General features: G+C 70.0%; 15 protein-coding genes, 1 tRNA gene and 1 riboswitch. Of the genes, 6 read left to right on the top strand and 10 right to left on the bottom strand.

Going from position 1 to position 14,418, the window contains the following annotated elements:
- Position 1 precedes the first annotated feature (1 nt).
- Complete coding sequence (locus E0504_RS34825; protein ID WP_112109243.1) at positions 2–1,561, bottom strand: MFS transporter; 1,560 nt, start codon at positions 1,559–1,561, stop codon at positions 2–4.
- Between the two features lie 146 nt (positions 1,562–1,707).
- On the opposite strand from E0504_RS34825, the gene E0504_RS34820 reads away from it, so the two are divergent.
- Together E0504_RS34820 and E0504_RS34815 are read left to right on the top strand one after the other, a co-directional pair.
- Positions 1,708–2,241, top strand: a complete 534-nt coding sequence (locus E0504_RS34820) for a metallophosphoesterase (RefSeq protein WP_112109242.1) — start codon at positions 1,708–1,710, stop codon at positions 2,239–2,241.
- Between the two features lie 143 nt (positions 2,242–2,384).
- Positions 2,385–2,457 (top strand) — tRNA-Arg (locus E0504_RS34815).
- A gap of 306 nt (positions 2,458–2,763) precedes the next feature.
- Positions 2,764–2,969: riboswitch (cyclic di-AMP (ydaO/yuaA leader) on the top strand.
- A 320-nt stretch (positions 2,970–3,289) separates the two neighbouring features.
- On the opposite strand, the gene E0504_RS34810 is transcribed toward E0504_RS34815, so the two are convergent.
- The 3 genes from E0504_RS34810 to E0504_RS34800 all read right to left on the bottom strand — a co-directional run bounded on the left by E0504_RS34810 (position 3,290) and on the right by E0504_RS34800 (position 5,434).
- Positions 3,290–4,678 carry a site-specific integrase gene (locus tag E0504_RS34810; RefSeq protein ID WP_131626649.1) on the bottom strand — a complete coding sequence of 463 codons (1,389 nt, stop codon included), beginning with the start codon at positions 4,676–4,678 and terminating at the stop codon, positions 3,290–3,292.
- Positions 4,678–4,887 (bottom strand): hypothetical protein, encoded by a 210-nt coding sequence (locus tag E0504_RS34805; RefSeq protein WP_112109247.1) that lies wholly within the window; start codon positions 4,885–4,887, stop codon positions 4,678–4,680. The genes E0504_RS34810 and E0504_RS34805 overlap by 1 nt, the downstream gene beginning before the upstream one ends.
- A gap of 247 nt (positions 4,888–5,134) precedes the next feature.
- Positions 5,135–5,434: a hypothetical protein gene (locus E0504_RS34800; RefSeq protein WP_112109240.1), complete on the bottom strand. Its 300-nt coding sequence runs from the start codon at positions 5,432–5,434 to the stop codon at positions 5,135–5,137.
- A gap of 165 nt (positions 5,435–5,599) precedes the next feature.
- Between E0504_RS34800 and E0504_RS34795 the strand changes: the two genes are divergently transcribed.
- On the top strand, positions 5,600–5,773 hold the full coding sequence (locus E0504_RS34795) for a DNA-binding protein (protein ID WP_112109239.1): 174 nt from the start codon (positions 5,600–5,602) through the stop codon (positions 5,771–5,773).
- A gap of 34 nt (positions 5,774–5,807) precedes the next feature.
- Here the strand turns inward: E0504_RS34795 and E0504_RS34790 are convergent, their stop codons facing one another.
- The 5 genes from E0504_RS34790 to E0504_RS34770 form a co-directional block, all read right to left on the bottom strand.
- Positions 5,808–5,996 (bottom strand): helix-turn-helix domain-containing protein, encoded by a 189-nt coding sequence (locus E0504_RS34790; RefSeq protein WP_112109238.1) that lies wholly within the window; start codon positions 5,994–5,996, stop codon positions 5,808–5,810.
- 30 nt (positions 5,997–6,026) lie between these two features.
- Complete coding sequence (locus tag E0504_RS34785; protein WP_131626648.1) at positions 6,027–7,646, bottom strand: replication initiator; 1,620 nt, start codon at positions 7,644–7,646, stop codon at positions 6,027–6,029.
- A 101-nt stretch (positions 7,647–7,747) separates the two neighbouring features.
- Complete coding sequence (locus tag E0504_RS34780) at positions 7,748–9,340, bottom strand: FtsK/SpoIIIE domain-containing protein (protein ID WP_131626647.1); 1,593 nt, start codon at positions 9,338–9,340, stop codon at positions 7,748–7,750.
- A gap of 132 nt (positions 9,341–9,472) precedes the next feature.
- A complete protein-coding gene (locus E0504_RS34775; protein WP_243657757.1) occupies positions 9,473–9,763 on the bottom strand; it encodes a hypothetical protein in 291 nt (96 codons plus the stop codon).
- Positions 9,760–10,170: a plasmid replication, integration and excision activator gene (locus E0504_RS34770; protein WP_131626646.1), complete on the bottom strand. Its 411-nt coding sequence runs from the start codon at positions 10,168–10,170 to the stop codon at positions 9,760–9,762. Before E0504_RS34770 ends, E0504_RS34775 begins: the two co-directional genes overlap by 4 nt.
- 241 nt (positions 10,171–10,411) lie before the next feature.
- On the opposite strand from E0504_RS34770, the gene E0504_RS34765 reads away from it, so the two are divergent.
- Positions 10,412–10,834, top strand: a complete 423-nt coding sequence (locus E0504_RS34765; protein ID WP_131626645.1) for a helix-turn-helix transcriptional regulator — start codon at positions 10,412–10,414, stop codon at positions 10,832–10,834.
- Between the two features lie 59 nt (positions 10,835–10,893).
- On the opposite strand, the gene E0504_RS34760 is transcribed toward E0504_RS34765, so the two are convergent.
- Positions 10,894–11,271 carry a hypothetical protein gene (locus E0504_RS34760; protein WP_306769290.1) on the bottom strand — a complete coding sequence of 126 codons (378 nt, stop codon included), beginning with the start codon at positions 11,269–11,271 and terminating at the stop codon, positions 10,894–10,896.
- A gap of 457 nt (positions 11,272–11,728) precedes the next feature.
- Here E0504_RS34760 and E0504_RS34755 point away from each other — a divergent pair, with 457 nt between their 5' ends.
- Both E0504_RS34755 and E0504_RS34750 read left to right on the top strand, forming a co-directional pair.
- A complete protein-coding gene (locus tag E0504_RS34755) occupies positions 11,729–13,318 on the top strand; it encodes a peptide deformylase (protein ID WP_131626643.1) in 1,590 nt (529 codons plus the stop codon).
- Positions 13,315–14,292, top strand: coding sequence for a PfkB family carbohydrate kinase (locus tag E0504_RS34750; protein ID WP_131626642.1), 978 nt, complete (start codon positions 13,315–13,317; stop codon positions 14,290–14,292). The genes E0504_RS34755 and E0504_RS34750 overlap by 4 nt, the downstream gene beginning before the upstream one ends.
- Positions 14,293–14,418: the final 126 nt, after the last annotated feature.

Genomic DNA, 14,418 nt, shown 5'->3' with positions numbered 1-14,418 from the left:
GTCACGACATGTCCGCCGAGCCCTGTGGTCTCGGTGGAACAGACCGCCTCGACGGGGCTGACGTTCCTCGTTCCCCGGAGGTCCACGACGGCCGCGCGGGACCGGCCAGCGTCCCGGCGAACAGCGCGATCGCGCAGGTGAACGCGACCACGCTCCACAGGGCCCCGCGCAGTCCGACGAGTTCGGCCAGGCCTCCGATCAACGGCGGCCCCGTCAGCCATCCCGCGTAGCCGACCGAGCTGACCACGGCGATCACCGCCCCGGCCGGCAGCCCCACCAGGTTCGCGGCGCGGGCCGCGGCGGAGAAGGCCGCCGGGATGACACACGCCAGCCCGGCGCCGAGCACCGCGAACCCGACGATCCCCAGCGCGGTTCCCGTCCGCGTCGCTCCGGACGCGAGTGCGACGGCGAACATCACCGCGGCGGTAAGAGCCAGCGGACGGACCACACGCCGGATCCCGAAGGTCTCCACCGCACGATCGCCGACCAGGCGCACCACCAGCATGCAGGCCATGAAGGCCACGTACCCGATCCCGGCGACGCCGGCCGACGCCCCGGTGACATCCGTCAGATAGACGGCGCTCCAGTCCGCCGCCGCGCCCTCCCCGAGGAAACTGGCAAACGCGATCACGCTGAGCGGGACGAAGGGCAGCAGCGCCCGCGGAGTCACAGCAGTCACCGGCCTCGCCGCGGGCGCTGGAGGCGGCGCAGGCACCGCAGACGCTGGGGACAGCCCAGTTGCCGGGGGCGGTGGAAGCATCGACGTGGCCGGCCGCGCGTGGGTCTCGGCGCCGGCCCCGACCACACCATCCCTGGCTCCGACCGCGCTGTCGCCGGTCTCGACCTCCCCGTCGGCGCCATCGAGCTCATCGGCGGCGGCGTCGGATACGACGAAGCCGGTGGACGCGGACTCCCGACTACCGTCCCCGCGAAGCATCCATCCGGTGGGAGGTAACGCTCCGGCCACGGTAAGCGCGCCGAGCACCGAGAACTGGATGCTCAGCGGCAGCTCGATCGCCGCGGCGGCGGCGCCCAGGCCCGCGCCCACGAGCGCACCGGCCGTCCAGGCGGCATGGACCATCATCATGATCCGACGTCCGAAGCGGTGTTCGACGGCCGCGGCCTGGGCATTGGCGGAAAGGTCCAGGGCACAGCTCGCACCGCTCAGCAGCGCGAGCGCGGCGAACAGCGACAGCGGGCCGGTCGCGGTAATGATCACCAGCCCGAGGGTCGCGTACGCGACCAGCGAGAACCGGATCACCGGCACGCTGCCCAGCCGGCTCACCAGAACACCGGCGCCCCACAGCGTCACGATCGCACCGACCGGCGCGCCGAGCAGCGCGAGCCCGAGCTCACCGTCGCCGAGCGCGAGCGCATCCTTGACCTGTGGGATCCGCGGAGCCCACGCGGCGAGTAACAGCGCCAGGAAGAAAAAGACCACCATGGTGGCCACACGAGCCCGTCGCAGTCGCCGCCACTGCGCGGCGGTCCATGCCATGTCGACCGCCGCCCATCCGCTCCCGTCGGCCACCGGCTCGGCCCCCATCCGCCGAGTCGACATCCGCCTACCGGCTCGGCATCGGCCCATCAGCTCGCGACCACCCCGGCCGCCCCGCTCGCCCCGACGCCGCCCGGCCAGGCGGCCGGCCGCTGCACGCTACCCCCGGGCGCACGCTCAGAACACCGAAAATCACGGACACTGGACCAATGCGCCTCGTCGTCCTGGCCGACACTCACGTCCCGGTGCGGGCCCGCGATCTGCCGTCGCGGGTGTGGGCCGCGGTCGACGAAGCCGACGCCGTCCTCCACGCGGGCGACTGGGTCGGCCCCGAGCTGCTGCGCCAGCTCACGGAACGATCACGGCGCCTCATCGCGTGCTTCGGCAACAACGACGGACCCGAGATCCGCGCCATCCTGCCCGAGATCGCCCGCGTGACGCTGGAAGGCCTGCGCTTCGTGATCGTCCACGAGACCGGGGCCGCCGCCGCCCGGGATCGCCGCCTGGCCGCCACCTACCCGGAAGCCGACGTCATCGTCTTCGGCCACTCCCACATCCCGTGGGACACGACGACGATCCGACCGCAGGACGGCCGCCCGCTGCGGCTGCTGAACCCCGGCTCACCCACGGACCGCCGGCGCCAGCCCCATCCGACCTATCTGACAGCGACGATCGAGGACCAGACACTGCTCGATGTCGAGCTGCACCGCCTACCGCAGCCGACCCCCGTCCGAGCGCGCTGACGGGCCATCCCGGGCGAAACGCGCCCCCGCGCGGAGCGTGCCCTGGGCGCCCCGGCCCGGGGCGCGGTTGGAGGGGAGGGGGTTCGAAGGCTGCCCTCCGGGTGCTGTAAGCTGGCGAAGCCGGCCGCGAGAGTGACCGGCAGGCGCTCGTAGCTCAACGGATAGAGCACTTGACTACGGATCAAGAGGTTGGGGGTTCGAGTCCCTCCGAGCGCACGCTGGTTGAGGCAGGTCAGAGCCCCGCAGCCGATAACACGGCGCGGGGCTCTGTTCTTTCCGGGGCTCAAGTACTGCAGTTCGTACTGCAGTTGGAAACGATCACGTTTTTCTCGTCCGCACCCCCTCACCCACTTTCGTTACTCTCCGTAGCCGATCGACTGAAGCGCCTACTGGCGCCGGGTACTCGCGGAGACTGATGGACACACCTCAGACGGCCCTCCGGTCCACCGACCATGCTTCGGTTCCGCACTGCCTGGCCACAGATCCTGACCGGTGTAATCTTGAAGTGACGTCACGACTGCGCGATGCCGAACGCCGAACCTTGCCTGCGGCACCAGCGCTCCTACTACAAGTCGACCAGGCAAGGACGGGGGACCCACCTTCATTGGCCGACGCCGATCCACGGCGTGGGTCTCGGGGTGAAGTTCTTCGCGTGACCGTCACGCGAAGGACCGGGCCAGCCCAGGCCCGAACCCGACGCTCACCTCGTAGGCGCACAGAAAGCAGAACGTTGTGGCAAGTCTGCTGGTTGTGCCCGCGATTACAGCAGCTGTCTGGTTGTTGTATCGTCTCGCGATCATGATCCTTGCATGGAGAATCTTCGCGAGGACGGGAGACGTCAAATCGTTGCGGGAAGTCGCCGAACTCGCCCAAGTCCTGAGCGTGGCGCCTCGGCTCCGCGGAGGGAGACGGCAAGTTAGATGACAATGTTGGTCTCGGAGTGGCCGTAAGCCGCTCCGAGACCAACATTCCCTGACCTGCCTGGAGCGAGCGTGCCGGAGCACGGAGAAGGCTTCAGAGGTCATCTGCCACAACCGGACCGGCCAAGCTATCTTCCATCCGTAGCTGACGGCCGGTGCAGCCTGGTGAGGATGTCGTCCATGCTCCGGGCGGTCGAGCGCCGGACTTCGTCGAGGATGTCCACGTAGATGTCCGCCGTGGTGGCGAGCCTCGTGTGCCGTAGCAGGGCGCGAATCTCGTTCAGATCGACGCCGGCCGAGAACAGCAGCGACGCCGCGGTGTGCCGCAGGTCGTGAACGCGGGTGTGCGGGATTTCCGCCCGCTCGCACACCTTGTCCCACCACCGGTTGACGTTGCGCGGATCGATCCGACTGCCGGTCGCGGTGGTGAACACGAGTCCGGGGTCGGCCCACTCGTAGGCTTCCGCTCTGGCCTTGTCCTGACGCCGCCGGTGCTCCCGAAGCACGGTCACGACCATCGTCGGCAGCGCCAGCCGCGCCTTCGAGCCCGCGGTCTTCAGTTCCTCGTCCTCGACGAGTTCCCACCGCTGCACGCCGGTCTCCGGGTCGACGTCCGCACGCCGCCGCCGTTGCTTGCGGACGATCGCGACCGTGCCCGCGTCAAGGTCGACGACGTCCCAGCGCAACGCGAGCGCCTCCCCCTTGCGCAGGCCGAGCGCCAGGATCACCAGCCACAGCGCCGCCAGCCGGTCGACGAGCGCCACCGCGACCACCTTCCGGGCCTCTTCGTCCGACAGCGACCGCGCCGGAGCCTTCGAGGACTTCGGCGGCTGTACCAGCTCCGCCACGTTCCGGGAGAGCAGTTCCTCGCGCATCGCGTCCGCGAGCGCCGTCCGCAGGATCGCGTGCAGGTAGCGGACGGACCGAGCCGACAGAGGGTTGATCGGCTTCGGTTCGACCGTGGGAGCCGGCTTGCTCGCCGAGGTCTTCCGACGACGCACCGGCTGACCGTCCGCCGCACGCTTCGCCGCCTCTTCGGCTTTCTGGCGTTCCTTCGCCGCGCGGGCGTCTTCCCGGGCCTTGCGCGCCGCGAGGCCGGCCGCGGACGGTTCGGTGAGCTTCGCCGTCATCCACTTCCGCACGTGCGCCGTGGACAGGTCTCGCAGCTTGTGACGCCCGAGCACCGGGACGATGTGCAGGCGGGCGAGCAGCGCGTAGGACTCCATCGTGGATTCCGCGAGCGTCCCCGCGACGACCCTGGCCGGGAGCACCACCGTGACCCACTGTTCGAGGTACTCGCCGACGGTGACCTGAGTCGTGATGACCGGCGTACCGTCCTGCGCGGCCCGCAGCGCGTCGGACATCTTCTCCCGGACCTGCTCACGGGTCGGGCCGTAGAAGATCGGACGCCGCCCGTCCGGAAGGCTGACCTGGCCTGCCCAGCCGTTGCGGTACCGGTAGATCGACCCTTCGTTGTTGCCGCGCCGGCCCTTCCGCGACTTGTCCCCCGCGGGCATCAGGCGACGTCCAGCGGGTTGCCGTCGGGCCATTCGATGTTGTCGCACCAGGCGCAGCCGTAACGGCTGTCGCCCATGTCGCAGGCGAACTTGGTCTCTCCCGCAGGCTGTGGGTAGAGGCGGCCCTCGCCGGCGCGGGCACGGCCGAGATGCTCGCGCAGCGCCTGCTGCAAGCTCATGGTCGGGTGCTTGTCGTTATCCGTGGGCATGGCGAACACGGCTCCTTGCCGAAGAACGGGTCAGGTACACGCGGGCCGCGGAGGCGTCGCCCGGTGCAGTTGGGTTTCCGTTCTCTGGCGCTGGGATGGTCTGCCGGGGTGTCGGCCGCGTCCAGGGCGCTGCGCGTCGCTGACGCGATCGGCCTTCGGCCGACCCTGGACCCGTCCGACACCCCGACAGCTTCAAGCGCCACCAGAGAACGGAAGAAAAATGGGGGTAGAGCAGGCAGAACAGCCGCTACGGGCGGATGGCCCTTGCCGCCGTCGGACCCGCCGAAGGCTCCTGACCAGCCGGGACCGCGACCGGGTCGCCGGGCACCTGGTGGAACACCAACGCCACGTCGACATCGCCGAAGTGCTCGGTGAAGAAGGCGTCCGGCGGAAGCGTCGCGAGGATCGCCAGCAGGTCGCCGATGTCCGCGCCGGGACGGATGGTCAGTTCGTGCTCGCCGGTGTCGAGGACGCGCGTACCGACGAGCGGCGAGTCCTCACCGGGGGTGCGCCAGGCGCCGGAATGGCCAGACGGGAAGATGGGCATGGGTCTCAACTCCTGTGCATGCAGGATTGGGATCAAGGTCCCGGCCGGGTGTTCACAGCACCCACCGGGACCGCCATCACTTAGCAATCGCTAAGTCGTGTCCGATGATGCGGTTCGGGCTTAGCACGTGTCAAGTACTCTTCCGCCGTGGGACGGACGCAGCTCATGGGCACGGCCGAGATCGCCGAGCGTCTCGGCGTGAGCAGGGTCCGCGTGCACCAGATCGCCACCACCGACCCGTCCTTCCCCGAGCCACTCGGCGAGATCAAGGCCGGGAAGGTCTGGCTCGCCACGGACATCGAGCGGTGGATCACGGAACACCGCCCGAGCAAACCCTGACGGGGTGGCGCACGACGACGGAGCCATCCGGTGATCACGCGGCCTCCACGCTGCCGCCCCGCAGGCGATCGACGTAGGCGCTCAGCTCATCGGCCGGAATCCGCCGGAGCCGGCCGATCGACACCGAGGCGATCGCCCCCGTCTTCATGAGTTGGTAGAGCTTCGCCCTACTCAGGCCGAGCAGTTGCGCGGCTTCGTCGACGGTCAGGAGGAGCTTGGTCACGGGTCCCTCTCCCGAAGGCCAGTTCCGGACTCAGGCAGCGCGAGCCGTCACCGGCGGGCCGGTCGCCGGGAGTCCGGTGCCGGTCGCGCGACGGGCCGCGTCGAGCTGAGCCCGCCAGGCGTGCCGTTGCGCAACCGCCTGCAACAGCAGGTGCTCGCGGCGCGGTGCGGCCGGGTCACCAGGCCGGAGCAGCGTCCACGCGATCCGGGCCGGGTCCGTCCCCGTCATGGCCGGGCCGGTGCCGGTCTGACCGAGGGCTTCGAGCTGCTCCCGGATGAACGCCACCCGATCGGCTTTGTGATCGGTCAGGGTCTTGCCGGACCAGCGGCGCGAGACGAGCACCCGCCGGCCGCCGAACCCGAGCGTCTCCCGCCGGTGCGCCTTCCCCCGGCACCTCCCCGGGACCAGGCCCGGCTTCGGGTTTCTCGGCTGGACGCCGTAACGCAGCCAGTTCGCGCAGATAGGCGAGCACGGCTCGTACCGCAACGCTTCCGCGAGCCGATCCACGTGCCGACGCTGCGCGTCCGTTCCGATGTCGTGGCAGGCGTCGAGGCTCTTCGTCAGGTACTTCGTCAGATAGCCGATCATCCGGCCGGTGTTCGCCGAGTTCGCCGTGACCCCGTCCGCGCGCAGTTGCGGGCCGAAGCGGACGACGTGCGCCGGTTCCTCATCGTCGCCGATCGCGTCCAACGCCTCGTCCCATGTGGGCAGCGGACGCCCGCTCTCCGGATCAAGGTAGGCCGCCGCATCCGCGTTCCAGGCCGGGAGCACCATGTCCGAGTAGACCGGTCGGTTGCACGACGGCCACCACACCTGGTGATACGTCGCCGCCGCCACCTGGCGGAGCAGCATCCGGGACACCGTGCCACGGATGGCCGCGTGCAGGTGGGGAGCGAGCCGCCGTTGCGGTTCGAGCGCCGCGAAGTACTGCACATCCCAGCCCACCGCGCGGCGCAGGTTCTGCCAGAACCTGTCGATCAGCTTCGGGAAGTGGATCGCGTCCCGCGCCGCCCGCCGATAGTCGTACGAGCCCGGATCCACCGGGGTGCCGTCCGAGGTCACCCGGCCGTAGGTGTCGCAGGTCAGCGTCAGGAACATCGACGGCCGCCAGGTCGTCCCGTCCGCGGCTTCGTAGGTACGGCCGACCGTGCGCTTCTCCACGGGAAGCCGAGGCAGGTCGGGAGCGTCCTGACGCCGGCGGGTCGACCGGGCCCGACGAGGCCGATCCCGACTGTCCGGCGCCGCGTTCCCCCGCACGCCCAGGGCGTTGAGTTCCTCGTCCACCTGGCCGATGAGTTCGTCGATCTCAGCGACGCCCGCCGGGTCACTGTCCCGTTCCGCGTCCCGCCGAGCGACCTCCAGATCCGCCCGGAAGCCGGCGAGAACCTTCGCATCCTCCGAAGGCGGGTCCGGGTCAGGAACCGGTTCGTCCTCCAGATGCCAGCCCGTCTTGCACTGCGCCATCCGCAGCCGCCGGGCCCGCTCCGCACACGGCGGACACTTGCTCGCCAGAGTGGCCCCACACGGCACGGGGATGATCTCGGTCTCGCCCGTGTCGAGGTTCGTCCGCCGCATCGCCATCGGGCGAACGCAGACCCCGTTCTCCATGGCGACCGCTTCGACCACCTGGCGAGCGAGCGGCATCCGCATCCGGGCCGCCCGGGACCCCGGCCGATCGTCACGGCCAGGGGAAGGAGCCGGGACACTCGGAACGGCTTCGGTCGGGGCAGCGCCGAGCGTGGTCGGGTCGATCAAGCAACCTCACCCCAGCCAGCCGAGCCGTCGAGGTCTTCGTGATCAGTGGAGTCGTCGAGGTACGGGCCGAGGTCCGGCGTCCAGCCGCCGCCCACCGCACGGACCGGCCGGTACGTCCACACGGTCCGGCCGATCTCGGCGTCGTCGACGAACGACGCCCGGACCCGCACCGGTTCGGGCTGTCCCTCATGCAGCACGTAACCCACCCCCGGCAAGGACACCGGGATCTCGTCCGCGCGGGCACCGCGATCCCGAGCGCCGGAGCCGAGCACGAGATCCGCCTGTTCCGTCTCGGTCATCCGCAGCGCGACCCGGACCGGGAACAGGTCCCGGAACGGAAGCACCTCCTTGCGCGGGTCCTGCACCGCCGCCAGGACCACGACCCCGGGCGCACGGCCCTGCGAGAGCAACAGCGGCAGCGCCGCCCCGATCCGCTTCTTCACATCGCGATCCGTGACGTACGCGGTCAAGGAGGCGATCTCATCGACGACCAGCACAATCAGCGGCTCGTCCGTGGTCGGAGTGTGCAGCCGGGTTCGGCCCCGCAGCCGGGCCGTGCGCTCCCGCATGACCGACACCGCGTCGTCGAGGAGATCCGCGATCGACTCCGTGTCGGTGGCGAACCGGGCGAACAGCGGCTCACCGAAGGCGAGTTCCATCCCGCCTTTAGGGTCGCTCACCCACAGCTCGACGAGGCCGGCGCGCACGGCCGGGCCGAGACCACGGATGATCGACCACAGCACCGAGCCCTTACCGGCGCCGGTGGCACCCGCGACGAGCAGATGCGTCCCGCGCACGGGCAGCGTCCATGGCTCGCCGTCTTCCTGCCGGCCGACCGGCACCGACGAGAGCCCCGCGACGAGCAGATCGGGCGCACCACCCGCCGCGGGGTCTCCGTCCGGATTGTCATCGATCACGTCGACGTCGTCGTGATCGACGACGGGGCCGGGTGCGTCGAGGCCCGTGGGCCGCACCGGTCGGGTCAGGGTGTCCCGGTGGTGGAAGTGCAGCCGGACGAACCGGTGCTCCTCCACCTGCACCTGGCAGCGCCGGGCCCGGAACACGTGCCGCAGTGCTTCGGCCTGCTCCGCCCACTGCTCCGGGGTCTGTCCGGGAAGCAGCTCCACCCGCAGCACGTCCACCGCCCGCGTCGAACGAATCGAGCGGATCCGCGGGAAGTACTCGTCGAACGTCACCTGATCGCCGTTCGACGCCGGCATGCGGATCGCCAGCCCGGTGTGCACCATCGCCGACCGCCACCGCCGCCGGTAGACGAACGTCAGCCGCGCCCTGCCCCACACCCACCGGGCCAGCCAGCCGAACGACCGGGAGTGCAGCCGCCGCCAGACCATGGCGACCAGGACCAGGCCGACGAGCAGCGCCACCAGGCCCAGCGCGCCGAACCGGTGCACGAACAGCACCAGGCCGCCCGCGACCGGGACGGCGACCCGGTGCCGCCAGCACCAGCGGACACCCAACACCAGCCCCTTACCGGCGACCGCCAGCAGCAGCATCCACAGCGGCACCCGCATGTGATCCGGCCGGGATGGAATACGCGGCATCCGCCGGTCGCCGTTGATTCCGAACATGACAAATACCACCTGTTTCAGAGCGCACGGAACCAGGAGTAGGAAGAACGGAAGAAGATGCGCGAGCCCGGAACCGCGATCCCGCGGAAGCACGGTTCCGGGCCGCCTATCTGAAGCCAGGAAGGGCTACTACTACGCGGCGAGATACCCCGACTTTTCGGCCGCGTCCTGCGCGGTGAAGCGCAGCCGCTCGCATTCGATGAGGTAATCGTTCACCGCGGCAAGCAGCGTGTACGCGAAGTCCACCTGATCGGAGGTCGCCGCGTTACCGGCCGCCGATAGCGACAGCGTCGTCCGACCCGTGGTGACCGCCAGGATCGGCGGCTTGTCCGGGTAGGTGTGGCACCTGGCCGACCAGTCCGCGCCCACGTGCAACCCCAGGTGGGTCGAGGAACGCAGCCCGTCCATCCCCGCCCCGCTCACGCCGCCACCGCCGGGTTGCTCCGCCGGGCCGGGCCGAGCGGACGCATGGCCACCGCCCGGAACGCGAAACCCTGCCGAGGCCGGGAACCGTTGGTGTCCACGTACGGCAGGACCGACAGGCCCTCGAACAGCACCGGCCGGAACGGGGTCCCCGGCATCGCATCCGGCGGAACCGGCGCCACCTCCCCGAGGATCTTCACCTTCAGTTCGGCCTGTCGCGCCACCGGGTCCGGGTCGAGGACCCGCACCGACCAGATCCGCTGGCCGGTGTCCTTGTCCCGCGCCTGCACGTCCGCCACTCCCGCCTTCACCTTCTCGAAGTCGTTCGCCGCCTCCACGCCCAGCACGTACGCGCCGTGCGGGAACATGTCCTCGAACCGCACCGGAATTCGCTTCGGAACCGCCACCACGCCACCTCCACACATCCGAGTCGCCTACGCCGGCCGTTCGCTTCGGCCGACGAGATACACGATCCACCGCTCGCCAACCGCGTTTCAACCGCTAGACGATCGACGTATGTACGCCTCGTATGCGCTCATGCCAGAGAGGTCTATTCATCGGAGCGCGCCGGGTGGAGTTCATGCAAGGTTGGTATGGGCACCGGATACCCGGAAGAGGGGCTGTTGCTGGGCAACTAATATGCGCGTCATGTCTGACCGGAAAGCGCCCCGGGTCTACACCGCGCGAGGTCCGGCCGAGGGGGAGGACTGGGCAGCCGTCGCCACAGCCCTGAACGAGCGGATGTCGAACCGGCGGATCGGCCAGCAGCAGTTGGCCGAGCTGTCGGGGGTGTCCGTGTCCACCGTGCGCCTGCTGCAGCACGGCGCCGGCCGCCGGGTGCAGAACAAGACCCTCGTGTCGATCGCCCGCGCCCTGGAGTGGCCGGACGACCACCTGATTCAGGTACTCCTGTCAGCCCCGCCGGTCGGTGATCACGAGGCGAGCGAGCTCACCGGCCGGGAGATCCTCACCATCCTGGCCCGCGTCGAGGACCGCCTCACCGAGATCGTGACCAGGCTCGCCGCGGTCGAGCAGGCTGTGACCAGCTCGGACGAGCGGACTTCGTTCTGACATGACGAAGGGCCGGATCCCCCCGACGAGATCCGGCCCATCCGTGAACGCGCGTGATGTCACCCCAGAGCAGAGGGGTTCCACGACCGCGGACGCCGACGGCGGATCACCTGACGGCGCAGCGCATCCGCCACATCCGCCTTCCCCGCGTCATACGCACCCCGCTCCCCCGCCGTCATCCACCGCCGGCCGTTGCCCTCCCCGACCTCCACCGGGTCGAGTTCGAGCATGGCCCGCAGGAACGAGCCCGGTACCTCCCGCCGGGACAGCCGCACGCCGTCCGCCGCGTAGACGAGCACCACATCCACGTCCCCGAACGCCTCGACGAACCGCAGGCCCGCCGGCATCCCCGCCATCGCCTCCGCCAGCGCCACCGCCGAGGAGCCCGAGGGAACGACCAGCGCCCAGCCCTCCGCGCCCCACGGCAACAAGCCCACGCCGGGTTCCTCGTCCGTCTGACACGACCCGCTCACCCACGTCATCGCGAACCCCCGCACTCGCCGTGCCCTGTCTCCGCGGCTGTCCTGCCCGTCGTCGGCCACACCGCCGCACCCCCTTCATCCGTTCCCGCGTCGCCTCACGGCCTGGACGCCACCCCGCCCCGCGGAGATCGCGGCTCGACGCGGGGCGGGGTGGCTTGCGGATCAGCCTCACCCGAACCGGGACAGTCACGAAACGTCGATCTCGCATACACGTCACGTATGGGTCGAGGAGCACCGAACAACGGCGCGCACGGCCGACGAGCGGTTGCCGCCCGGTTGCCGAACGGCCGGGAACCGGTTGGCGAATAAGGTCCATACCGGTTTGGCATGGGCGCGTTAGTCTGAGCGTGCTGTCCCGCTCACACCACCTGCCGTGAGCGCCGGCACCGGTGGGACGTGGAGGTCTTGACCCGTGACACAGCCACCCGACGTGCCCGCCGGGTCGTACCGGGTGTCGCCCGAGCTGTTGGCCCGGCCCGACTTCCGCTCCGCCTGCTCCGTCCGTGACTTCGGGACGATCTTTCGCCTGATGCGCAAGTACGACGGCGCCAGCCAGGACCGGATCTCCTCCCCGGTCGACGGCCTGTCGCAGTCACGGGTGAGCCGGATTGCGCGTGGCGAAGACCGCATCGCGTCCCTGGACCTCATCGAGCGCATCGCGGACGCCCTGCGCATCCCAGGTGGGTACTTCGGTCTGGCCCCGCGCCGGTGGGAAGCCACCGCACAGCCCGCCCGGCCGCAGCCCGTTCCGGCGCAGGCATCCCCGCCGATCGCGGCAGTCCCACCCGTGCAGCCGGCCGCGTCGCAGGGCGGCCTGATCGTCGAGGTCGACGAGGCGACGTTGCGGTACGACGACGCGACGTACTACGCGCACCAGTTGCGCCGAATCGTGAACACCGGCACCGAGCCGGTCACCCGCTACCTGATGCGGATCTCCGTCGACCGCTACCCGGGCGACCCGGAGCGGTCTGCCCGGCTGTACCGGGCGAAGCCGCTCCGGTGGGACTTCCTGCAACTCTCCGCCACGTGCAACGGCGAGCCGATGCATTGGAAGGTCAAGACCGACTGGGACGCGCTCAAGGAAGTGTGGCTCTGCTTCGAGAACTCCCAGGGGCATTTCCCGCTCTACCCCGGCGACACTGCCGTCATCGAGTACTCGTACCGGGTGTCCGATGACCGATGGGGGCCGTGGTTCCAGCGCGCCGTACGGGTCCCGACCCGATCCCTGTCGGTCCGGCTGGACTTCCCCGCCGAGGTCGATCCGGTGGTGTGGGGCATGGAAACATCGATGACGGCCGAAGCCCTGCCGTTCCGGACCGCGATCGCCCGCACCGAGACCGCCGGACGCCGGGTGTTCTCGTGGTCGACGGAGGAGCCGCCGTTGCACGCCAGGTACCGGCTGGAGTGGAACTTCCGCTCCCAGCCCGACCCCGCCGCCGAGGCCGCCCGACCGTCCGAGCAGATGACCGCGGTCGGCATCGTGCAGCAGGGCGCCGAGATCCTTAACAAGCCCGCCCGCCCGTTCGCCCTGCCCGCCGAGGCCGAGGACGCCCGCCGGGTCGTTGCCGAACTCTCCTCAGCGATCGAACGGGTATCCGCCCTGCACACCTTCGGGAAGGGCATGGGGATCGCCGCCCCGCAGGTCGGCATCAACCGTGCCGCCGCCATCGTCCGCACCATCGACGGCGACACGATCACCCTGCTCAACCCGACCGTAATCGAGGCCAGCCCCGAGACCGACGAGCAGTACGAAGGCTGCCTGAGCTTCTTCGACGTCCGCGGCCTGGTACCCCGACCGCTCACCCTGCACGTCGAACACGCCGACATCGACGGAACCCGGCACATCACCGTGTTCGAGAAGGGCCTCGCCCGCCTGGTCGCCCACGAGATCGACCACCTGGACGGCCACCTCTATACCGACAAGATGCGCCCCGGGGTGGCCCCGATCCCGGTCGAGCAGTACCGCGGAGTCGGCTCCGCCTGGACCTACACCAGCACATGACCGGCGCCCAGCCAGCGCGCCCCATCAGCGAGCTTCGGTTCTTCGTGGCCGGCGCCTACGTCCTCGACTGTCTGATCAGCACACCCCGCCTGCCGGTATGGGGCGACGACCTACGCGCCGAAGCAATGCGGACCGTCCCCGGCGGTAAAGCACTCAACCAGGCTGTCACGCTTGCCCGTCTTGGCGCCCAGGTTGCCGCCGTCGGATGCGTCGGGACCGATGTCGTGGGCGAGGCCATCCGGAGCGCGCTCACCGCCGAGGGCGTCGACGCCTCCACCATGACAGCCATCCCCGAAGCCCCCACACCGGTCTGCGTCGTCTACACCCGCCCCGACGGAGAGAACGCCATGATCTGGCGGGTCCCCGACGCGCTCAATGTGACCGCAGGCCATCTCATCACCGCCGTGGAAACCAGCGGACCCGGAGACACCCTCCTCGTCACCTTCGAGTCCCCTGGCCAGGCCGCCGGCATCATCACCGCAGCCAGCGACCAAGGCATGCACGTCGTCCTGAACCCCGCTCCGCTTCCCAGCGATCCAGCAGTCATCGAGAGCTTCCCGTGGGAACACGTCGACATCCTGGTTCCCAACGAAGCCGAGGCCCGTGCGCTCCTCAGCGGACTCCCCGCCGTACACGACCCCGCCGAGCATCTCGCCGACGCCGTAGCTGACGCACTCGGCGTGCGAACAGTCTGCGTGACCCTTGCCGAACGCGGATGCGTCCTCCGCTTGGACGGCGCTACCACCACCTACCCCGCACCACCCGCCGAGGTCATCGACGTCACCGGCGCCAGCGACGCCTTCACCGCCCTGCTCTGCGCCCACCTGATTGCCGGCACCGATCCCGCCGACGCGGTCCACCAGGCCCAAGCAGCCGCAGCCCTCACCATCAGCCGCCCCGGAGCCTACGAAGCGCTTCCCACCACGACGGAGCTGCATTACCAAGCCGCAGGACTGCCGAATTGCTCGATTTAGAGATCAAGGGTGTACGAGACGCGCCACGCGACGGCTGTGCGTGGCGCTGGCGCGCCATGCTCGCCGGCGTGTCGCCGTCTCGCGAGCAAGCGAGCGTGGGCCATAGCATGATGTTACGGGGGAAGG

This window comes from Parafrankia sp. BMG5.11, assembly GCF_004337455.1.
Note: the sequence above shows the minus strand (reverse complement) of the source record. Positions and strands in the feature narration are given on the sequence as shown.

Coding starts and splice junctions, on each gene's coding strand:
- E0504_RS34795 (WP_112109239.1), top strand. CDS start 5,600: ATGGGCACGGCCGAGATCGCCGAGCGTCTCGGCGTGAGCAGGGTCCGC.
- E0504_RS34825 (WP_112109243.1), bottom strand. CDS start 1,561: ATGTCGACTCGGCGGATGGGGGCCGAGCCGGTGGCCGACGGGAGCGGA.
- E0504_RS34750 (WP_131626642.1), top strand. CDS start 13,315: ATGACCGGCGCCCAGCCAGCGCGCCCCATCAGCGAGCTTCGGTTCTTC.
- E0504_RS34800 (WP_112109240.1), bottom strand. CDS start 5,434: ATGCCCATCTTCCCGTCTGGCCATTCCGGCGCCTGGCGCACCCCCGGT.
- E0504_RS34820 (WP_112109242.1), top strand. CDS start 1,708: ATGCGCCTCGTCGTCCTGGCCGACACTCACGTCCCGGTGCGGGCCCGC.
- E0504_RS34805 (WP_112109247.1), bottom strand. CDS start 4,887: ATGCCCACGGATAACGACAAGCACCCGACCATGAGCTTGCAGCAGGCG.
- E0504_RS34810 (WP_131626649.1), bottom strand. CDS start 4,678: ATGCCCGCGGGGGACAAGTCGCGGAAGGGCCGGCGCGGCAACAACGAA.
- E0504_RS34765 (WP_131626645.1), top strand. CDS start 10,412: ATGTCTGACCGGAAAGCGCCCCGGGTCTACACCGCGCGAGGTCCGGCC.
- E0504_RS34780 (WP_131626647.1), bottom strand. CDS start 9,340: ATGTTCGGAATCAACGGCGACCGGCGGATGCCGCGTATTCCATCCCGG.
- E0504_RS34785 (WP_131626648.1), bottom strand. CDS start 7,646: ATGCGGATGCCGCTCGCTCGCCAGGTGGTCGAAGCGGTCGCCATGGAG.